The sequence below is a fragment of the [Zimmermannella] alba NBRC 15616 genome, assembly GCF_001570905.1.
GTDB classification, from domain to species: domain Bacteria; phylum Actinomycetota; class Actinomycetes; order Actinomycetales; family Microbacteriaceae; genus Pseudoclavibacter; species Pseudoclavibacter albus.
Genome location: NZ_BCSO01000016.1, coordinates 16,946 through 37,601 on the forward strand (window position 1 = coordinate 16,946; position 20,656 = coordinate 37,601).

16 protein-coding genes, 1 tRNA gene, 3 pseudogenes and 1 riboswitch are annotated in these 20,656 nt (G+C 64.9%); of the genes and pseudogenes, 11 read left to right on the forward strand and 9 right to left on the reverse strand.

The window, feature by feature from the left end; all coding sequences use genetic code 11:
* Window positions 1–19 precede the first annotated feature (19 nt).
* The 5 genes and pseudogenes from ZAL01S_RS10385 (at window position 20) to ZAL01S_RS10645 (ending at window position 5,037) form a co-directional block, all read left to right on the forward strand.
* Window positions 20–1,897 (forward strand): hypothetical protein, encoded by a 1,878-nt coding sequence (locus ZAL01S_RS10385; protein ID WP_066082454.1) that lies wholly within the window; start codon window positions 20–22, stop codon window positions 1,895–1,897.
* Between the two features lie 338 nt (window positions 1,898–2,235).
* Complete coding sequence (locus ZAL01S_RS09125; RefSeq protein WP_066082456.1) at window positions 2,236–2,820, forward strand: hypothetical protein; 585 nt, start codon at window positions 2,236–2,238, stop codon at window positions 2,818–2,820.
* Between the two features lie 77 nt (window positions 2,821–2,897).
* Window positions 2,898–4,109, forward strand: a pseudogene (locus ZAL01S_RS10640) (chorismate-binding protein); the annotation flags it as partial.
* Window positions 4,110–4,140: 31 nt separating this feature from the next.
* Window positions 4,141–4,266: pseudogene (locus ZAL01S_RS10695) on the forward strand (hypothetical protein); the annotation flags it as partial.
* A gap of 180 nt (window positions 4,267–4,446) precedes the next feature.
* Window positions 4,447–5,037, forward strand: a complete 591-nt coding sequence (locus tag ZAL01S_RS10645) for a glutamine amidotransferase-related protein (RefSeq protein WP_244875382.1) — start codon at window positions 4,447–4,449, stop codon at window positions 5,035–5,037.
* A 97-nt stretch (window positions 5,038–5,134) separates the two neighbouring features.
* Here ZAL01S_RS10645 and purU read toward each other — a convergent pair whose 3' ends face one another.
* Window positions 5,135–5,998: a formyltetrahydrofolate deformylase gene (purU, locus tag ZAL01S_RS09135; RefSeq protein ID WP_066082479.1), complete on the reverse strand. Its 864-nt coding sequence runs from the start codon at window positions 5,996–5,998 to the stop codon at window positions 5,135–5,137.
* Window positions 5,999–6,216: 218 nt separating this feature from the next.
* Here purU and ZAL01S_RS09140 point away from each other — a divergent pair, with 218 nt between their 5' ends.
* Window positions 6,217–7,515 carry an MFS transporter gene (locus ZAL01S_RS09140; protein ID WP_066082458.1) on the forward strand — a complete coding sequence of 433 codons (1,299 nt, stop codon included), beginning with the start codon at window positions 6,217–6,219 and terminating at the stop codon, window positions 7,513–7,515.
* 392 nt (window positions 7,516–7,907) lie between these two features.
* Here the strand turns inward: ZAL01S_RS09140 and ZAL01S_RS09145 are convergent, their stop codons facing one another.
* From ZAL01S_RS09145 to ZAL01S_RS09155, 3 genes are all read right to left on the reverse strand, one after another.
* Window positions 7,908–8,417 (reverse strand): hypothetical protein, encoded by a 510-nt coding sequence (locus ZAL01S_RS09145; RefSeq protein WP_159421668.1) that lies wholly within the window; start codon window positions 8,415–8,417, stop codon window positions 7,908–7,910.
* A gap of 233 nt (window positions 8,418–8,650) precedes the next feature.
* Window positions 8,651–9,652, reverse strand: a complete 1,002-nt coding sequence (locus ZAL01S_RS09150) for a hypothetical protein (protein WP_066082462.1) — start codon at window positions 9,650–9,652, stop codon at window positions 8,651–8,653.
* 331 nt (window positions 9,653–9,983) lie between these two features.
* The gene (locus tag ZAL01S_RS09155) at window positions 9,984–10,253 is read right to left on the reverse strand and encodes a hypothetical protein (RefSeq protein WP_159421669.1); all 270 of its coding nucleotides are present in this window, start codon (window positions 10,251–10,253) and stop codon (window positions 9,984–9,986) included.
* A gap of 342 nt (window positions 10,254–10,595) precedes the next feature.
* Window positions 10,596–10,680: riboswitch (ZMP/ZTP riboswitch) on the forward strand.
* A gap of 39 nt (window positions 10,681–10,719) precedes the next feature.
* On the opposite strand from ZAL01S_RS09155, the gene glyA reads away from it, so the two are divergent.
* Window positions 10,720–11,994, forward strand: a complete 1,275-nt coding sequence (glyA, locus tag ZAL01S_RS09160; RefSeq protein WP_066082465.1) for a serine hydroxymethyltransferase — start codon at window positions 10,720–10,722, stop codon at window positions 11,992–11,994.
* Window positions 11,988–12,866, forward strand: a complete 879-nt coding sequence (locus ZAL01S_RS09165; RefSeq protein WP_066082466.1) for a bifunctional methylenetetrahydrofolate dehydrogenase/methenyltetrahydrofolate cyclohydrolase — start codon at window positions 11,988–11,990, stop codon at window positions 12,864–12,866. The genes glyA and ZAL01S_RS09165 overlap by 7 nt, the downstream gene beginning before the upstream one ends.
* Window positions 12,867–13,084: 218 nt before the next feature.
* On the opposite strand, the gene ZAL01S_RS09170 is transcribed toward ZAL01S_RS09165, so the two are convergent.
* The gene (locus ZAL01S_RS09170; protein WP_066082468.1) at window positions 13,085–14,293 is read right to left on the reverse strand and encodes a galactokinase; all 1,209 of its coding nucleotides are present in this window, start codon (window positions 14,291–14,293) and stop codon (window positions 13,085–13,087) included.
* 362 nt (window positions 14,294–14,655) lie between these two features.
* On the opposite strand from ZAL01S_RS09170, the pseudogene ZAL01S_RS09965 reads away from it, so the two are divergent.
* Window positions 14,656–15,031, forward strand: a pseudogene (locus ZAL01S_RS09965) (DEAD/DEAH box helicase); the annotation flags it as partial.
* A gap of 31 nt (window positions 15,032–15,062) precedes the next feature.
* Here the strand turns inward: ZAL01S_RS09965 and ZAL01S_RS09175 are convergent.
* Window positions 15,063–16,085, reverse strand: coding sequence for an NUDIX domain-containing protein (locus ZAL01S_RS09175; protein ID WP_083523235.1), 1,023 nt, complete (start codon window positions 16,083–16,085; stop codon window positions 15,063–15,065).
* A gap of 103 nt (window positions 16,086–16,188) precedes the next feature.
* On the opposite strand from ZAL01S_RS09175, the gene ZAL01S_RS09180 reads away from it, so the two are divergent.
* Window positions 16,189–17,487, forward strand: coding sequence for an Nramp family divalent metal transporter (locus ZAL01S_RS09180; protein ID WP_083523236.1), 1,299 nt, complete (start codon window positions 16,189–16,191; stop codon window positions 17,485–17,487).
* 153 nt (window positions 17,488–17,640) lie between these two features.
* Here the strand turns inward: ZAL01S_RS09180 and ZAL01S_RS09185 are convergent, their stop codons facing one another.
* From ZAL01S_RS09185 to ZAL01S_RS09195, 3 genes are all read right to left on the reverse strand, one after another.
* A complete protein-coding gene (locus tag ZAL01S_RS09185; protein ID WP_066082470.1) occupies window positions 17,641–18,282 on the reverse strand; it encodes a hypothetical protein in 642 nt (213 codons plus the stop codon).
* A 247-nt stretch (window positions 18,283–18,529) separates the two neighbouring features.
* Window positions 18,530–18,602, reverse strand: a tRNA-Lys gene (locus ZAL01S_RS09190).
* A gap of 33 nt (window positions 18,603–18,635) precedes the next feature.
* Entirely contained in the window at window positions 18,636–19,439 is an 804-nt protein-coding gene (locus ZAL01S_RS09195; protein ID WP_159421670.1) for a hypothetical protein, read from the reverse strand.
* Between the two features lie 123 nt (window positions 19,440–19,562).
* Here ZAL01S_RS09195 and ZAL01S_RS09200 point away from each other — a divergent pair, with 123 nt between their 5' ends.
* Window positions 19,563–20,225, forward strand: a complete 663-nt coding sequence (locus tag ZAL01S_RS09200; protein ID WP_083523237.1) for a hypothetical protein — start codon at window positions 19,563–19,565, stop codon at window positions 20,223–20,225.
* Window positions 20,226–20,656 lie beyond the last annotated feature (431 nt).

Consider the following 20,656-nt stretch of genomic DNA (forward strand, 5'->3'; position numbering starts at 1 on the left):
GCAGCGAAAGGACGCCACCATGAGCGAAGAGACCACGGCACCCGCCGAGGAGACGACGACCACCGAGACCACGGCACCGGTTGAAGAGACCACGGCGCCCGCGGAGGCTCCGGTCGAGGACGCACCCGTGAACGAGGCTCCGGCCGAGGAAGCTCCGGCTGAAGAGGCTCCGGCTGAGGAAGCGCCCGCTGAGGCTCCGGTTGACGAGGCACCTGCTGAAGAGGCTCCGGCTGAAGAGGCTCCGGTTGACGAGGCATCTGCTGAAGAGGCTCCGGCTGAAGAGGCTCCGGCTGAAGAGGCGCCCGCCGAGGAAGCTCCGGCTGAGGCTCCGGCCGAGGAGGCTCCCGCTGAGGAAGCCCCGGTCGAGGCTCCCGCCGAGGAATCGACCACCGAGTGGTACTCGGACGAGGACTCGACCTCCTACGACACCGATGGCGACGGCATCGATGACACCGCAGAGTTCGACACGGACGGCGACGGTGTTTTTGACACGGTTGGTGTCGACACCGATGGCGACGGCGTCTACGAAGAGGTGCCAGCCGAGGGCGAAGCGCCCGCTGAGGACGCGCCTGCTGAAGAGGCCCCGGCTGAGGAAGCCCCCGCAGAATCGAGCGCGGGTGGTTGGACCCTCGACGAAGCTGGCTACTCGTACGACACCGACGGCGATGGCATTGACGATGCGGCCGGATTCGACGCAGACGGCGACGGCATTTACGAAACGTACGCCTCGGACAAGGACGGCGACGGGATTTTCGAACCCGCAGGCGGCACCTCGAGCCAGGAAACTCCGGCCGAGGAAGCACCTGCAGACGAGACCCCCACCGAGTCCACCCCCGGGGAAGAGTTCCCAGCAGAATTCCACGACAACAACGGCGATGGTGTCGCTGACGCGGCTGACATCGACACGGATGGCGACGGCGTGGCTGACACCCACGTGACCGACGAGGACGGCGATGGCGTGTTCACCGCCGAAGACGGCACCGAGTACACCGTTCCCGGCTCCGAAACTCCGGTGGCTGACGACACGACGGAAGACACGACCGACGGCTTCACCCCGCCGAAGAACGACAACCCGATCGGCGAAGTCGGTCCTGTGACCACCGACTCGGGTGAGTTCATGGGCGAAACGATGGACATGTCGGGCGACGGCGTTGCTGACAAGGCCTTCATCGACACCGACAACGACGGCTGGAATGACACCTGGGTCTACGACAAGAACCAGGACGGCGTCTTCACCGAGGCTGAGGCGAACGACGACTTTATCTACGAGCCGAAGCCGGGTGAGGGCGACTCGAACGAGCAGCCGACTGAGCCCGCTCCTTCGGAGCCGGCCCCCACGCCGGAAGCTGGCACCGGCGAGTTCATGACCTACCCGGGCTACTCGGTCGACACCGACGGTGACGGCATCGCCGACGTGGCCTACGTCGACACCGACGGTGACGGCATCCGCGAGTCGATGGCCGACGACGTGAACGGTGACGGCATCTTCGAGTGGGACACCCTCCGCCCGGCCGACAACCTCGGCACCGGCGCGCACGGCGACGGCGAAGGCAGCGGCCAGAACCAGGACGGCACGACCGAGGGCAACGAGGCGCAGGCCAGCTACGACGAGGTCTCCTACACCTCCGAGCCGAGCTACGCCGACCAGCTCCGTGAGGTCGACCTCACGATTGAGCCGGGTGGCGCCGAGTGGGTCGACGCGGACGGCGACGGCTACACCGAGACCTACGCCGCCGACACCGACAAGGACGGCCTCATCGACACGATCCTCGTCGACACCGACGAGAACCACACCTTCGACACGATCGTTGGCGACAACGACCGCGACGGTGACCTCGACACGGTCGGCTTTGACCACAACGAGGACGGCCACTTCGACGAGTGGGTGACCTTCTAACCACCTTCGGGAATTGATCTAGCACAGCAAGAGTTCGGCCCCTTTCAGTAACGAGGGGCCGAACTCTTGCTGTGTATCGGGATCTTGTTTCGGCCTGTCTGAAATATGCTCGAGAATTCGTGCGAACGGGCATGTTCCCACTCCCTCATTGCAATTGAGTGACGCGAATATTTCGCCAGATAACTGCCCGCTGGGTGCCACGTGTAAATCTGGAAATACGTTCTGAACTGGGTTGATTTCGGTGTGCTCGATTGGTGGAGTGGAGGTGTTCGCGCATGCGGATCCAATCGAACACCGAAAATACGTGCTGAATCGTTCGGCGCCCGAGAGGAGAAGAAATGTACGACAACACGATTCCCGAGGAATTCCCGATCGAAGGCGATATTCTCGAATCGCTCGACACGAACAATGACGGCAATGTTGACCGCGACATTGTCGACCAGAACGGTGACGGCGCAGCCGACGCCATGATCGACTATGCCGAAGACGGCACCGAGCAGATCACTATCAACTTCGACCTCGATGATGACGGTGACGTTGATGGCATCTTCACGAAGCCCGAAGCGGGCGACGGCCAGTGGAAGTACGCGGAAGTCGCCGACGGCGAGGTCATCCCTGGCTCGGATGTGCCGCACGCTCCGATTGCGAACACGCACCTGGCAGAAGGCCCCCTCGGCCTCACCTCGATGGTGAACCTCAACTCGGATGGGGACGGCGTGACGCAGGTCGAACTGAAGAATGGCTCCCTTGCCGACGGCTACGACACGAACGCTGACGGCATCATCGACAAGCTCTACATCGACGTCGACGGAAACGGCGCCTTCGACGTGCTCGTCGCTGACTTCGACCACGACCAGGGCTTCGACCACATCGCCACGGATGCGGACGAGGATGGCGCGTTCGACGGCTGGCTGCCCGCCTAAACGCCACACTTCGTCACGGGCCCCGCTGCATCGAGCGGGGCCCGTTGTCGTCCCCGTACGCTGGTGGCGTGCTGACTGTGACCGCCCAACGATGTGCTGCAAGCCCCATCGACCTCGACGACATCCGTGCCGCGCTCGACGAACGAGCCGGCATCATCCTGGCCTCCGGTGTTGACTACCCAGGCCGCTACACCCGATGGGACATCGGCTTCGTTGACCCCATCCTGCGCATCGACGGACGTGGCTTCGAGGTTGAACTCACGGCGCTCCAAGTGCAAGGGGAGATCCCGCTGGCGGCCTTCCGTGCCGCGCTCAGTGCTGTGGAAGGTGTCACGATCGTCGACGATACGTCACGCGTTCTGCGCTTCTCCGTGGCGAATGAGAAGGATGCTGCGATCCCGGAAGAGCAGCGCACCCGCCGCCGCTCAAGCTTCACCGTGCTGCGGAGCCTCCTGGCGGAGCTGCCACCGCATCCCTACCTCGGGTTCTATGGCGCCTTCGGCTACGACCTGGTCCGCCAAATTGAAGCACTGCCAGACCCGGATGGCGGCGAGCAGCGAGACCTCGCGCTGTATCTGCCCGCATCGCTCACCGTCGTAGACCGTGCGCGGGGCGATGCCGAACGGCACGACTTCGTATTCGAGTACCAGGGGCGCTCGACGGGTGACATCCCAGCCGAAACGGTTCGAGGCCCCTACCGGCCCGCCCCCGAGGGCACCGCGCCAAGCCGCGACCACGAGCCGGGGGAGTACGCGGAGCTCGTCCGCCGAGCCAAGCCTTCGTTCGCGCGCGGCGACCTCTTCGAAGTCGTCCCCGGGCAATCCTTCCGTGCGCCGCTCGCTGCGACGCCCTCTGTCGTGTTCGAGCACCTGACGCTCCACAACCCGGCGCCCTACGCGGCCCTCATGAACCTCGGCCTCAACGAATTTGTCATCTCAGCGAGCCCGGAAATGTTCGTGCGCGTCCAGGGCCGCCACGTGGAAACCGTGCCGATCTCGGGCACGATCGCCCGCGGCAAGGATGCCCTCGAAGACGCCGACCGCATCCGAGAGCTCCTCAACTCCGAAAAAGACCGCTCCGAACTCACCATGTGCACCGACGTCGACCGCAACGACAAGTCGCGCGTATGCGAGCCAGGGTCGGTGCGAATCGCGGGCCGCCGCCAGATTGAGCTGTATTCGAAGGTTATCCACACCGTCGACCACGTGACCGGTACACTCCGCGAAGAGTTCGACGGGCTCGACGCCTTCGCCACCCACATGTGGGCGGTGACCGTCACCGGTGCCCCCAAGATTTGGGCCATGCGGTTCATTGCCGAGCATGAGCGGAGCCCCCGCAGCTGGTACGCGGGGGGCGCTCGGTGCACTTCTCTCGGACGGCTCAGTGAACACGGGCCTCACGATCCGGACCGCGATCGTGCGCGGCGGCGTCGCAGAAGTCCGGGCAGGCGGCACCCTGCTCATGGACTCAGACCCCGACGCCGAAGAGCGCGAGACCGAAATGAAAGCCTCGGCACTACTCGAAGCGATTGCGGCGACGCCAGCATCCATTGCGCGAGACCGTGCCGCGCTTGCGGGTGGGCATGCGCCGGCTGCGCGTTCGACGGGCGCGGGCCGGCGGGTGCTCATGCTCGACCACGAGGACTCCTTCTCGCAGATGCTCGCGGGGTACCTGCGTGAGACCGGGGCTGATGTACGCACGCTGCGTGCCCCGCTCGGCGGCATCAGCAGTGACGTGCTCTCGGCCTCGCTTGATGCCTTCGAGCCGCACCTTGTCGTCATGTCACCGGGACCGGGAAGCCCGAGCGACTTCCGCGACGCCGAGACGCTCCGTGAGCTCGACGCGCGCGGTGTTGCCGTCTTCGGTGTGTGTCTCGGACAGCAGGCCATTGGCGAGTACTTCGGCGGCACGCTTAGCCAGCTCGACTATCCGCTGCATGGCAAGGAACGCGAGGCCGTGCTCGTGGAGTCCGGCTTCCTGACGGGCCTCCCGGAGCGATTCGAGACCGGCCGCTACCACTCGCTCTACATTGACCCGGCGACGTTCCCTGCCGACCTCATGCTTGTCGCGAGTGACGATGACGGCATCCCGATGGCGATTCAGCACCGCACGAAGCCGTTCTACGCGGTGCAGTTCCACCCGGAATCGCTCATGACCCTGCGCGACGACACCGGGCGCACCATTATCGACCGGGTGCTTGCGATGCTCGACGACTGAGCGTGCACAAATGGCAGTATTTGGGGCTTCGAGGCGTGGTGCGCCTCGAAGCCCCAAATACTGCCATCAACGCACAACGCCAACGGCAATGCTGCGGCTAGCGAAAGATGATCGTCCGGTTGCCGTCGAGCAGCACACGGCGCTCCGAGAACCACTTCACGGCCTGTGTAAGGCTCAGCGACTCCTGGTCTTCACCGATTGCCATGAGCTGCTGCGGCGTGCGCGTGTGGTCGACGCGAACCACGTTCTGCTCGATGATCGGACCTTCGTCGAGATCGCTCGTGACGAAGTGAGCGGTCGCACCGATGAGCTTCACACCGCGCGCGTGCGCCTGACGGTACGGATTCGCGCCCTTGAAACCAGGGAGGAACGAGTGGTGGATGTTGATCGCGCGGCCAGCGAGTGCGTCACACAGCTCGGGGGAGAGGATCCGCATGTAGCGCGCGAGGATGACGAGATCGATCTGCTCCTCGTCAACGATCTCGAGCACGCGGCGCTCAAACGCGTCCTTCTCCTCGGGCGAGTTGATCGCCTGGTGCTCGAATGGGATGCCGTAGAACGCGGCCATATTCTCGAGCACCGCGTGGTTCGCCATGATGCGTGGCACCTCAATGTTGAGGTGGCCGGAACGCTGCCGGTACAGGAGATCGTTCACGCAGTGCCCCGCCTTCGTAGCGAGGATAAGCGCGCGTGTCGGCTTGGAGCCGACGACGAGCTCAATGCGTGCTTCGTAGCGAGCGGCGACGGGTGCGAGGGCCGCGTCGATGACCGAACGCTCCGCCTCGGTGCGGAACTCGATGCGCATGAAAAAGCGGTCCGTGTCAGTGGAGGAGAACTGCTGCAGTTCGAGGATGTTGCCCTCAACCTCGACGATCGATCCCGTCACGGAGTTCACGATTCCAGGACGGTCGGAGCACTGGAGGGTGAGGATCCACCGCTCGTCGGTGCGTTCAGTCGGGATGCCGCCGGTGAGAAGGGTTTGCGCTCGTTCAGTCACCCGCCCAAGCCTAGCCGCGTGACGCTGAAGCCTGCGGATTCACGGACCTGCGCGTTCGCGGAGCGCGAGCGAACTGTCTTATCCCGTGCCATTGTTTGGTGCGCCAACTACACTCGATGCGGCTGGGCGACCCGCCTTGCCCCCGACGTGCCGGCGAGCACGCAGTCGAACCGAAAGTTCTCGTGACCGACGCAAGCACCGCCAATTCGAACCGCACCAAGCTGCCCTTGGCCGCACTCATCGCACTCTCGTGCTCGACATTCTTGTCGGTCACGATCGAAATGCTCCCGACGGGCCTCATGCATTACATGGCGCCAGATCTCGGTGTCACAGAGGCGCAGATCGGGTACCTCATGACGATGTACGCAGCGTGTGTGGTCGTCACGAGTACGCCGCTCACGCACTGGCTCCGCAACGTCCCGAGGCATGTTCTCCTGATCGGCGTCATGATCGTGTTCGGTATTGGTTCGTTGGGTACGGCGCTGGCACCGAATTATCCGCTCATTGTTGCGAGCCGTCTCGTTGCTGGTGTCGCGCACGGTGTGTTTTGGGCGAGCGTTGCCGGTTACACCTCGCTCATCGTGCCGAAGGATCAACTCGCGAAGGGCATCTCCATCACGCTCGGTGGCGGCTCCACTGCGTTCGTGCTCGGCGTGCCGCTCGGAACGTTCCTTGGGCAGATGCTCGGGTGGCGGATGGCATTTGCGGTCGTCGTGGCGCTGGGTTTCCTTGTCGCTGCGATCCTTTGGAAGCTGCTGCCGCGCGTGGACCATCTGTCGGACGAGTTTCACACGTCCCCGATCGAGGTGGTTGCGGCACCGACTGGTCCGGGTGCGATCGAACAAGAGTTTTCACCAAAGCGTCGTCGCTTTGTGGTGCGCCCAAAGTCGATGCCAGCTGTCGCGCTGGTGAGTACGCTCACGGGCATCACGATGTTCTCCCAGTACGCGTTCTATTCCTATGTCTCGCCGTTCGCCACCGGGGTGATTCAGATCCCGGAGACCTACCTCGCGGTTGCGCTGTTTTCGTATGGTCTGCTCTCGGCGGTCGCGACGGGGGCATCGGGGTTCTTGTTTGGGCAGCGAACGAAGCTCGGCATCGTCACCAATCTTGGCCTTTGCGTCGTCGTTGGCGCGATCATGCTGTGGCTTGCGCCAGGCCTCCCTATCTTTGGTCTTGCTGCGCTCGCGGTGTGGGGGATGGCGATGGGGTTCTTGCCGCCGCTGTTGCAGTCGAGCATTCTGATGGTTGCGCCGAGTAAATTCCGCGATCTCTCGACTGCGATCTACTCGAGCGCTTTCAACATTGGTATCGGTGGCGGCGCGCTCGTGGGTGGGCTCATGCTCACGCACCTCGGCATCATGTCGTTGCCGACGTTCTTCCTGAGCGGGATGGCAATCGCCCTCGTCGTCGCGCTCGCGGCCGGCCGGATGCTCGAGGCCGGGCGGGCACGCGTCGCGGATGGCGCTACCGGGAGCTAGTCGGTGCTCGCTAGACCCCACACGAGGTCGATTGTCGGCGTGCCGTCGTCCGATCACGCAATCTGGACGCGCATCGCGTTCTGATAGATCGGGACGGTGGTCGAGCTTCCGTCGACATTCTCGACATGGGCGCTGCCTCCGCTGAGTTCTGCACTGTGGAGCGACGTGATCGTGAGCGTCGGTTGCTCGGTGACTTCGACTGACAAGGCGAACTTGATGGTCTCGTTGTGAGACCACAGCTGACACGAGCGCGAGTTCGTGGCAGCGTGTTCTTCGCAGTTGCGTTGCTTGTCGGCAAAGCTTGTCTAGACCGCATCGGTGAAGTCGCGCATTGGGTGTGCTCGTCACGGTGAGGATCCGGTGGTCGGGCAGCGCCTCGAACTTGTCGCTATTCAGCAAGCCGGGGAGCAGGGTGACAGTGCTCGGTTCCGTGTGCGGGTCATTCCATGCAGATTGGGGCCGTTCGATGGGGTGTACGCCAGCATGTACGAAGACATCGTGCGCTGGGGCCAGAACGTCGCGTCTCGAGCTTCTGAATTTGCAAGCTCTGTGCGCACGCTGCCGATCGTAAGGTAGTCACCGACATCACTGGAGACCGTGACATCGCCACTTAACTGCTCGCTCGTCCGCATGAGCTGCCAGCGGTCGTTCTCGAGTGCCACGGTGATGACGTGCTCGTGCGTGGCCCCCGCCAACGAGACGGTGACGGGCACATTGATGACCTTATCGCCTGGATGTTCCGCCTCACGCTTGCCCATCGCTACGATCGTGATGCGTTCCACCGCATTCGCGAGCATGTCGTTGGCTCGCTGCCACGTCGACTGTTCGCTTGCGGCGTCCGGAACAAACTCGGATGCTCGCGACGAGCGCCAGTATCGCCCCGAGCACGATGAGGCTGGCACGCAAGCGTGTTCGCTGATACCGGCGCTCCGCCTGCTTCTCGAATCACTCGAGCTCGCGCTCGTCGGTCTCCTCACCCAGCGCTGCGGCGCGCTCGGCCTTAAGCTCTGCTCCCATGTCACGAACGCTATGCCTGCTGGGGCGTTCGTCATCATCGCACGGGGTGATGGCAGCTCCGACCGGGAGGGGGTCAGCGCCCCAAGCGTAGAACTCTGGTCGGAACGATCTCGCACAGCTAAGAGACCGCGCAATCTTCGTGAAAGAGGATGTCGTCGCCTGCGATTCGGAAGGCACAGGTGGTCTCCGTGAAGAAGTCCCAGCGGTCGGTCACGGTGTCGCCTGACGGCGCCGGGTGAGTGTGGTCGACCACGGGTGGCGAAATGTGGGCCAGGCCGTCCTTCCCGAGGGCCGCTTCGGGCGGCGTGACCACTTCGAGACTGTCGCCGGTGTTCACGAGGTGCTCAAAGGGGCATCCGTTCGCGCGAACGTAGTTCCCGGCCTCGAGACAGTCATTGAACTGGTCGAGGTAGTGCTCGGCGAGCGCCGGAGGAAAATCCCCGCTGTAGCCATCGGGCAACGTCAGCTCGATCGTGCCGCCATCTGCGGCGAGCATGACCTCGTTCGCTTCATGCTGAATGAGGCTGCTCTCGGGTCGCGTGACGGGGTAGTTGCCGGGGTACGCGACGACCTCCAGCGAGACAAACACCTGGTCGGTCTCCGTGTGATCCCATTCGATCGTGGGCCACACAACGTTGTCCGCATCGAGCCCGACATTGAAGTTGTGGAGGACGGGCGACCGGACGCTTGCGTGGACGAGGAGCGGAGCGGTGACTCGGATTCGTTCATCGGCCATTCGCTCGAGTTGGAACGAGCCGTGCCCCTGCGCCTCGTAGAGGTTATAGGCGACGTGGGCGGTGGCAGAAGTGGGGGAGTCCACGGTCACGTTGAGGTCGGTGACCTCCAGCCCGTGCGTTGCCGTGCGGAGTCGGGCATCTACCTCGTCGCGAACATCGGAAGACATCGCGTCCTGAGCGGTGAGCGAGACCACGAGATCAGCGTCCAACGTGGCCAGCGCCTCGAGATACGACTCGGCTGCCGCCGTGAATTCTCGCTCCTTGAACCAGCTTTCAACCGGGCGCCAGAGCAGGACGAACGCCAGCAGAAGGATCACGATGAGGGCGAGGATGCGTCGCCGGTGACGTCGACGAGCCGCTTCGGTTGTTGGAGCGACTGCCATACACGGGATCTTATGACGGTGGCCGGTTTGGCGAATCAATCAGTCGAGTGATTGTGCCGAGCTTCAACGCATACGCGAGAGGTCCTCGGACGCGGTCGTACAGGTCGAGATAGGGGGGGGATGTTCTGTGCCATGCCTCTGATATGCGAGGTGGGCACCGAACATCCCACCTTGAGCGTGTTGAACAGGTATCAACGATCGACAGCGCGGTGTCGGGAATACACGAAACGTCCCACCTGCGAGGTCGGGACGTTTCGTGGGTGGGGTCAGCCCGTCGATGAGTGACCATGTGGTGCCGCTCGTGATCTATAGCGACTCACTGTCAGTTGAGTCAGATCTGCAGTTCGATGTCGAACTTGTCACCAACAAGCTCGTGTAGACGCTGGGCGAGTTGCTCGCCTCGTTTCTCCCACTCGGGTTTTGAACCGGGCGGGAAAAAGTCTCCCGTTTCGTAGTCCGAGTAACGGGTGAACTCGTCGCACCACGCTTCAAGGTCTGCAACAAGTTCATCGCCAAGCAGTCCTCGCCAGTCAACGGTTCCCCACGAACCCAGCCAGCACGCGTCAGACAAAGGCCACGACATCCCATAGTCTGCCTGCATCCGCAGCATGATTCGCCCCCGAGAGTCGCGGGGAGGCCCCTCTGGGTACGGTTCTTGGCTGACTTGGTTCTGGTTCATTTGCAATGTGGGCTCGAGGAGGTTCGGAACGAGGTGATGACGACCCGATTATCCATCGAAACGATGACGCACGGATAGATCGTTTCCACCACGGCACCGTCAGGGTTTTTGAACTGCACAGGAGGCGGGTACCACCGTGCTTCTGTGTTTTCATCTCGATGGGAACGGTCAAGACATTCATCTCGGGCAGGACGCAGCCCTCTCGCTCCCGACGCTGACAGTTCGCCTGGCCCAGACGACGACGTCCTCAAGGCGCGCTAAACTCGACCTGGCCGCGACTGGCGTTCGGATGGATCACCATCGGGGAGCGGCTCCAACGGATTCCGAGCCGCACGCCTGGGCTCGCCGGCACGTTCATTCCGTAGTGCCCAACCGTTTGGAGCAACGCATGTCCAACGCTTTCACCCAGCCCCTGGCTGAGCTCGACCCCGAGATTCAGGCCGTCCTCGACAAGGAGCTTGCCCGCCAGCGTGGCACGCTCGAAATGATTGCGAGCGAGAACTTCGTCCCCCGCGCCGTTCTTGAGGCCGTCGGTTCGGTGCTCACGAACAAGTACGCCGAGGGCTACCCGGGCCGCCGCTACTATGGTGGCTGCGAAGAGGTCGATGTCGCTGAGTCGCTCGCCATCGAGCGCGCCAAGGCTCTCTTCGGTGCCGAGTTTGCGAACGTCCAGCCCCACTCGGGTGCTTCGGCAAACGCTGCCGTCCTCCACGCCATCGCCCGCCCCGGCGACACCATCCTCGGTCTCTCGCTCGACCACGGCGGCCACCTCACTCACGGCATGAAGATCAACTTCTCGGGCCGTCTCTACAACGTTGTTGCTTACGGCGTGGACGAGAACACGAGCCTCGTCGACATGGACGAGGTGCGTCGCCTCGCCGTTGAGCACCAGCCGAAGGTCATCATCGCTGGTTGGTCGGCCTACCCGCGTCAGCTCGACTTCGCGAAGTTCCGCGAGATCGCTGACGAGGTCGGCGCCACGCTCTGGGTCGACATGGCACACTTCGCCGGTCTCGTCGCCGCTGGCCTCCACCCGAGCCCGGTCCCGCACGCCCACGTCGTCTCCTCGACCGTCCACAAGACGATCGGCGGCCCCCGCTCGGGCTTCATCCTCACGAACGACGCCGACATCGCGAAGAAGCTCAACTCGGCCGTCTTCCCGGGCCAGCAGGGCGGCCCGCTCATGCACGTGATCGCCGGTAAGGCCGTCGCCTTCAAGCTCGCCGCCACGGACGACTTCAAGGACCGTCAGGCCCGTACCCTCTCGGGTGCGAAGCTTCTCGCCGAGCGTCTCCTCCAGGACGACGTGAAGAACGCGGGCATCACGCTGCGTTCGAACGGCACCGATGTGCACCTCGTGCTCGTCGACCTCCGCGACGCCGCGATCGACGGCAAGCAGGCCGAAGACCTCCTCCACCAGGTCGGCATCACCGTGAACCGCAACTCGGTGCCGAACGACCCGCGCCCGCCGATGGTCACCTCGGGCCTTCGCATCGGCACCCCGGCTCTCGCCACCCGCGGCTTCGGTGACGAAGAGTTCCGTGAGGTTGCCGACGTCATCGCCCTCGCCCTCCTCCCGAACCCGGACATCGAGTCGCTGCGTGCCCGCACGAAGGCACTCGCCGACAAGTTCCCGCTCTACGAGGGCCTCGAGCAGTGGTAGCCGCGAAGCTCGACGGGAAGGCGGCCGCTGCCGCCATCAAGGATGAGCTTCGCGAGCGTGTCGCGCGGCTGGTTGAGGCCGGGAAGACCCCCGGCCTCGCCACCGTGCTCGTCGGTGACGACCCGGGTTCGCAGTGGTATGTCGCAGGCAAGCACCGTGACTGTGCAGAGGTGGGCATCGCCTCCATCCGCGTCGACCTGCCGGAAACGGCAACCCAGGAGGACGTTGAGGCAGCGATCGATCAGCTCAACGCTGACCCGGCCTGCACTGGCTACATCGTGCAGCTCCCGCTCCCGAAGCACATCGACCAGGACGCCATCATTGGCCGTATTGACCCGGCCAAGGACGCTGACGGCCTCCACCCGACGAACCTCGGCTGGCTCGTGCTCAACGTGAACGACGACATCACGACGCCGCTGCCGTGCACCCCCCGCGGCTGTCTCGAACTCCTCGAGCGCAACGGTGTCGAGCTTGCCGGCAAGCACATCGTCGTCATCGGCCGCGGCATTACGGTGGGCCGCCCGATGGGCCCACTCGCTACGCGCCGTGAGCACAACGCGACGGTGACGCTCTGCCACACGGGCACCCCCGATATCGGTGCGATCGCCCGTCAGGCTGACATCATCGTGGCCGCCGCTGGTGTCCAGGGCATCGTGAAGCCCGAGTGGGTCAAGCCCGGTGCCGCGGTGCTCGATGTGGGCGTGAGTCGTGCCATCGACCCGGAGACGGGCAAGTCGAAGGTTGTTGGTGACGTCGACCCGGCAGTGTGGGAGATCGCTGGCCACATCTCGCCGAACCCCGGCGGTGTGGGCCCGATGACTCGCGCGCTCCTGCTCAAGAACGTCGTCGAGATGGCCGAACGCCAGGCCTAGCCTCGCACCACCCGCCAGCAGAGGCGGCTCCGGCTCCCTCCGTGCGCCTCGGACCCGTCCTCTGGCTGTGCCTTTTCTGCGCCAAATGGTTGGTGCGGTGCCACATATGGCACCGCACCAACCATTTGGCGCAGATTTGTTGTGGTGCGTGGGTGCGTGGGTGCGGACGGCGGCGGGCCGGACGCGGCGGTCACGGCGGGGAGCCGGGCGGGATGCGATTACAGCTCGCGGCGGGCACCAGCCGCGGAGGACACCTCGTAGACATCCGGTGCCTCCCAACCGTGCTCCGCGTAGCCCTCGGCAAGGTCCGCACGGAACGCAGGAATCGCATCCACCGGCATGAGCGCAAACACCGAACCGCCGAGGCCGGAGCCCGTCACGCGAGCACCGCGTGCGCCGTGGGCGCGCGCGAGGTCAACCGTGAACTCAATCCGCTCGGTCGAGACGCCGTAATCTTCGCGCAGTGACGCGTGCGACTGGTCGAGGATGTCCGCGATTGCGTTCGGGCCGTCCGTGCGCAGCACCCGCGTGAACTCGAGCACGCGCGTGATCTCGGTGATGATGTGGCGGGCACGGCGGTAGACGCGCTCGTCCATCTCGACATCCGAGGCCTCAAGGTCTTCAAGACGCAGCTCGCGCAGCGACTGCACACCGAGGAGTTCCGCCGCGCGGGCGCAGTCGACACGGCGTTGCTCAAGCTCCTGCGACCAATTGCGGTGCGACTCGCGCGTGTTCACGATGACCGACTGGAGCTGCGAAGCGGCAAGGTTCGGCACGTCAATCACAGACACGTCATTGCCGCGCGCATCGAAGAAGACGTCCTTGTCTTCCTCCGAGTACAGGCAAATGATGTGGTCGGTGAGGCCAGTCTGCGCGCCAGCTGCCTGCTGCTCGACGCGCTGCGCGAGGCAAGCAAGGTCGAAGGGGCGGATGTTGAGCTGCCACAGCTCGGAGAGCGCCGTGCCGAGGGCTGCGCAAATCGAGGCCGAGGAGGACAGGCCACCGCCAATGGGGAGCTCCGTCGAAAGGAAAACGTCAAGGCCCGTGCCGAGGAACACCGACGGATCCGGGTCGTCGCTCGTGTCAGCTGGGGGGTTCTCACGGCCGTATTCGAGCACCGCCCACACCATGCCAAGCGGGTACGCCTTCCAGGATGCCGTCGGGCCGCTCGGGGTGATCGAAGCGAGCTCTGCCTCGGCACGTTCCGGCACGAGATCTGTGGCCACCGTGATCTTGCCGTCAGTCCGGGTCGCGACCGCAACCGCGGTGCGCAGCTCAATACCGAAACCGAAGCCGAGACCATCCTGCTCATCCGTGTGATCACCGATGACGCTCACGCGGCCCGGGGCAGACCACACGCCCTGCGGGTCACGGGCAAACGCCTCACGGAAGCCCTGAGCAACCTTGAGATTGAGTTCGCGCGACATAGGATTTCAGCTCTCTCACGGGGCAGCGCGTGCCAGCACGCTCCACGAATCTGTGCATACCTGGATGCAGGCAGCACTTCTGAGACTACGCGCTCTCGCTGACGAAACGCGCGGTTCACGCCAAAGAGTGCTACGGCTCAACTCGTGTGGCCATGGTGCCGCACCATCGTCGTTCTTCGAACAGCCACATATTATCTGGGCCCGCTGACCTTCAGCACCGCGCCGAGATCAGCTGCGAATCTCTCGCTGAGACGGCGAAGCGGTGACGCACCCGTCACTGCTCAACCGCTCCCGAGACGGACCGACCGACACAGTTGCTGTGCGTTCCTTTTCTGTGGGCACAACGTCGGAAAGGCGCAGCAATGAACGAACAGATCACCCTCGACACAGCCCCCGAAGTTAGCTTCGCGGAGCTCGGCGTCCCCGCCCGTCTCGTGAACGCCCTCACGAAGCTCGGCAAATCCAACGCCTTCCCCATTCAGATCGCCACGCTCCCGTCGACGCTTGAGAGCCGCGATGTCCTCGGCCGCGGCAAGACTGGATCCGGGAAGACACTCGCGTTCTCGATCCCGCTCGTGTCCCGCCTCTCGGACGAACTCGCCGGTGGCGCTCGCCTGCCCGGGCCGACTCGAAGACCTCATGAAGCAGGGCATCGTGAAGCTCGACGCCGTGGAGATCGCCGTCCTCGACGAGGCTGACCACATGGCTGACCTCGGCTTCCTGCCGGGCGTAGCCCGGTGAATCGAGACCACCGGCGCGTCTCAAGACCTCACGCGTCGAAGCCGACCGCCTCGCGGAATCCCTTCGAGGCGGCGAGCTTCGCACCGAGTTCGCCAACACGCACGCGCAGCTCCTTGTCGCTCGTCACCACGAGCACATGACCTGCGCCCGCACCAGCATCCCGAAGCTCCGCAATGAGGTGCTCGGTGACCCTCACAATGTGATCGTCGCCTGCGCTGGGGGAACGGTGCACGTGGACGAGCCCGTCGCGGCCGCGGTCAGCACGGCACGCAGCTCCTTCAAGCACGAGGTGCACCTCGGGCCAGACACGCGCCGCATCCAGTCCGAAGAGCTCTGCCGGGAGCCCCTCGGCGAGCAGTTCGTGGATGCGGTCGATGAGCTGTTCGCTCGCACCAGCCCGGTCTCGCCACCAGCCATCCGGCACTGAACCAACAAGGTTTGCGGTGTCGATGACGATGCGGGGCCGGGCAACGAGGAGTGACCGAAGATTCGGCCATGCCCGCCCGAATGCGGGGTGGAGCGCGAGCCGCTCAACGTGGTCGGGGCGCACCCAGGCGATCCCGGCGCTCTCTTCGTCTCCGGGCCGAGCCTCGACGGTGCGAGTGGTCTCACCGAGCACGGTCGTGTACCGCCAAAATCCGAGATCCAGCACGTGGCTCGCAAGCGGGGAAACTGCATCCGCCGGAACACAGCTCTCTTCTTCAGCCTCACGCAGCGCGCCCGCAACCGGCGACTCGTCAGCGTGGATCGCGCCGCCGGGGATGCCCCAGGTATCGCCGTGGTGGCTCCAGACGGCCCGATGCTGCAAGAGCACCCCTCGCGAGCGGTCGATGAGGAGGAGTCCCGCTGCGCCGTGGCGTCCCCAGACGCGCTCGCCGTTCGGACCTTCGGTCCAGCCTTCGCCAGAGTCTGGCGGGAGGGGAGTGGACGGCCCACGCGGGGGTTCGGCCTGGATGCCGGCCCCGTAGCCCGGGACGTGGTCGATGAGTTCAGCCTCGAGGGGCGGCTCGCCCGGCAGCACGCGCTTCGTGTCGTCGTGTGACTCGTGCATCCGGTTTCCTCCTCGTGCTGTCACGGTACGTGATGGAGGTGACGAAATTGCGAGAACGGGCGAGGACTCATAACGTTGATGCCCCAAGGTGTGAAGGAGCCCGATGCGCGAGCAGCCCGATACGCGAGCCATCGACGTTGTGGGCGGCCGCAGTACTCAGCGCACGCCGCAGCATCGGCTCGTTACCGTCCTCGGGCCCGCATTCGTCGCCGCCGTTGCCTACGTTGATCCGGGCAACTTCGCTGCGAACTTCGCGGCCGGTGCCGAACACGGCACGCTTCTGCTGTGGGTGCTCATCAGCGTCAACCTCGCCGCCTGTGTCGTACAGTTTCTCGCCGCGAAACTCGGCTATGTCACGGCGCGATCCATTTCTGAGCTCGTCGGCGAACGCCTCGGCCCGATCGGACGCTGGCTCTTTTGGCTGCAGGCCACCCTCGTCGTGATCGCCACGGACATCGCCGAGGTGATCGGCGGCGCGGTCGGGTTGTACCTGCTGGTCGGCCTCCCGCTCCCGATCGGCGGCGTCGTGACCGGTGTCGCCTCGCTCGCGCTACTCCTCGTCCACACACGCTGGGGTCAGGAAGCGTTCGAGCGGATGATTCTTGTGCTGCTCCTGCTCATCCCGATGGGATTCCTCGCCGGGCTCGTGCTGCATCCGCCGATGCCCGACGAGCTGCTTGCGGGGCTCGTGCCCCGCTTTGCGGGCGTGGACACGGTGCTCCTCGCCGTGGCCATGCTCGGTGCGACGGTCATGCCGCACGTCATCTACCTGCACTCGACGATGGCGCGCGACCGCCGCGAGGCGGGGCGCGCACGTGAAGTGGATGCCGAGGCTGAAGCGCAGCGCGTGCGCCGCTTCCTTTCCCTCACGCGCGTGGATGTCGGGCTCGCGATGGCGGTCGCTGGCAGCATCAACTGCTCGATGCTCATCCTGGCCGCCAGCGCCATGCGTGGTTCACCCGAAGCCGCAAGCCTCGAGGGCATCTTCCGCTCGCTCTCGGACGGTATCGCGCCGTGGGTGGCTGTGCTCTTCGCGCTCGGCCTCACGATCTCCGGGTTCGCGTCCACTGCCGTCGGCGGTCAGGCGGGTGCCAGCGTCATGGATGGACTCCTCCCGCGCGATCTTCCGCTCGTGTGGCGTCGCGTGATCGTCATCGCCCCGGCAGTCGTGCTCCTCATGCTCATCCCGGAGCCGACGGGGCTGCTCGTGCTCTCGCAGGCGCTGCTTGCCTTCGGCATCCCCTTCGCCCTCATCCCGCTCGTCGTCTTCACAAACTCGAGCCGGGTCATGGGCGAGTACCGGAATGGGCCGATCCTTCGAGCGATCGCGTGGGCGATTGCCGTGGTGGTCGTCCTCGTCGACCTCGCACTTGTGGTGATGTCGGCGCTCGGCGTCGGCTAACGGCCGACTGGGCGCGCAGCCTGCGGCCTCTTCGGCTGGCGGTGGTCGTTTCACCTGTCGGCAGCTCAACCATTGGTAGCCACACGCGCCCATTCGCAAAGGCATCGCCCTGTACCCAGCCCCCGAAGACGATCGAGCCGTCCACTCGGATGCTCAAACACCTCGACGTGCGGGTCCGTGATGTCGAGGAACGTCAGGACGCCCACGACCACGGCATTCACGAGGCCAGCAAGACCGAGCCACGTGAGCGTGTGCGACAGCGGGCGCAAAGGTCGCTGTGGCGTGGGAATTGGTGCTGCTGCTGGTGCGCTTATGTTGTCTGCCCTCCACTGCGACGGCGGTTGATGATCCAGAGGATGACCCCCCCACATGCAGCGCGAGGACGCCGAGGGTGATGACGCCGAAGCCGAGCACGAGGCCAGGCACATTCGTTAGGTCGGGGCTAGCGAGGACGTCTGCCGGGTCACCCACCGCGAAGAAGGTGTCCGGGCAGGAGACATTGAGCACCAGGTCGTCCTTGCCGGGTTCGATCGTGCCGACCATATACCAGCTCTGCCCGTCGAGGACGATCTTCCCGGAACGGGTCATGGACGTCGGCACGTGCTGCCCGTCCTGGTTGGTGGTCGTACACGAGGGATGCTGCGTCTGATCGGCAACGTAGATGCCGACTTCCGAGGCGAAACTGTAGTGGGTGCCGCTCACCTGGTACGTCGTGAACTGTGCGGATTCTGGTGAGCGCTCGCCTACGGATCCTGCGACCACCGCGAAGAGGACCATGCCAAGCCCGGTGATCACCGCGCCGCAGATGGTCAGGGCCTTGCCTCAGCGGCGGGCGGCGCGACGACGGGAAGGTGCACCCGTGGGTGCCTCACGACGCGGTGCCCTTTCTCACGGCGGCTCCTGTCTGCGCTGCTACCGCGTGGATGTGGCGGGAAGCGAGGAAGTCCCCAACTCACGTGAAGGAACGCCTCACACCAGCTCATCGTTGTGACCCGAAACGACGAAGGGCCCAGGAAAACACTCCTGAACCCTTCGTTCGCGGTGGGCCCAGTGGGGCTCGAACCCACGACCCGCGGATTAAAAGTCCGATGCTCTACCAACTGAGCTATAGGCCCTGACCGACTAACGGCCTCGTCTAGCGTACAGGTCTAGCGGCGGTGCGATGCTCGGGAGCTGTTGTCCTCGTCATCGTCGCGAAGCGTGTCGATCGCGATCGTGCCAAGATCGTCGTCGTCATCATCAATGTCGTCGCTGTCGAGATCGAGCGCCGGCGCAGACGCCACGGTTGCCCGACGCGGAGCGGGACGACCGGTGCCAATCTCGCCATCACCGTCGAGGCCAACGCCAACGAGGTCTTCGATCGTGCCTTCCTCAGGTTCCGTGGCACGGCTCGCCAGGACGCGCTTCGGGAAGCGGGTCTTCGCCTGCTGCCACCAGAGGTGACCGAAGACACTGGCCGCGATCGCGAGGAGGAGGGCGATCCACGGCCCAATGAGGATAAGTGGCTGCCCGTTCGCAGCATCCGAGCGCAGGAACGCAAAGAGGAACAGCCACACCGTGCCGATGACACTCGAGACACCGAGGAGTCGGATGTGCTTGCCGAGCATCAACGCAGGACGGATCGCCCGCACCACGAGCGCAATGATGAGGAGCACTGTGGGGAGCGTCGAGAACAGGCCAAAGAGCGCATTGCCGACGAGGCTGAACTGGGTGGCCTTGCCGAGCTCGCCGAGCGAGACGCCGACGAAGAGCAGCTGCCACATGGAGAGGTGGTCGATGACCCGTGAGAGTGGCGGCTCCGCGTTCCACCAGGGCAGCAGGCTTGCGATGATGAGACCCGCGGCGAGGGCAGCGGCGAGGATGCGGCCGCCGGTGGTCGCGGGACGCGGCGAGGCGCTGCGTTCCGAGGCTGCCGCGCGGGCTGCGCGACGGGTTCGGGGAGACTCGTTCATGGGCACCCGGACACCATAGCTGCCAAGGATGACCGATCGGTTGGGGCGCACCACATCCGCGTGCGTTCGCATTTCTCACCGAAAGCGCGCACACTGGATGCCGCCCAATGACGAAGGAGTGGCGTGACCGAACGATTCCACCGGCCGATGCGTGTGCCCGCGGAAGCATTTGACGCTTTCGTGGGTGGCGCCGACCCGGCGGTGTCGAGTCGCGTTGCCCACGACACGGCCGCTGCGCTGTTGCACCGTATCCGTGGCGGGAGCGACCCGGCCGCTGTGGAGCGGCTCGTCGCCTACACAGATGACCGCGGGATCGACGAGTTCGCGGAGCTGTGGTCGAAGGCTGCGGCGCATTCACTGCCGGGTGCGCTCTGGCGCTTGTATGTCATCCGAGCCGCCGTTCGACATGACGCGGATGGCGCGGCGTATCTCTTTGAGCTCGGCGTGCAGGACGACGCGAGCGTCAACCCGGCGATTGCCGGCGCCCCGACGCCGAGCGGGCCGCGGGAGCTGGAACTCCTCATCGACGAGATCCTCCGTGGCGCGTTCGTGGGCGACTTTGAGCTGGCGCTTGAACGGGCGGCCGCGTTCTGCCGGATCATGTCCCGCGGAGCGCTCGAGACGGCATCCCGCCAGGAACGTTCGGAAGTCGTGGATTGGGATGCGTGGCGTAGCGCGAGCGGCGTTGCGGGGGAGCGGGACACGCTTCGTGCTGCGCGCTACCTCGAGTATGCGGATGATCTTCACCACGCCGCCCGCCGCTGGGCCCGCGGCGAGCTCGACTAGACTCGGCCAGCCAGGCCCCGCGTATCCCATCTCCATCCCTATCCCACCCACCACACACGGTTCAGGTCGCAGTTTCGACCTCAGGTGGCGCGACCTAGGGTCGAAAGTGCGACCTGAGTGTGGGGAGGGGGTGGTTGGGAACGTGCGCGAGGGAGACATGGCGGAATGGGATGGGGGCGACGCGCGCCTTGACGGATGGGCTGTGATCGTTAGACTCGTGCAGGCCGGGCCGCAGTAACCCCGGGCTCCAACTTCTGCCGCTACGAGCGGCCACTCGCCGAGAGGCGTTCTGCGGTCCGGCTTTTTCGCGCCCAAGAGCGCCGCGCTCCACGACCTTCCCCGCCGACGCGCACACCTCATCTCTCCGCTCAGGTCGCAGTTTCGACCTCAGGTGGCGCGACCTAGGGTCGAAACTGCGACCTGAGCGGGGG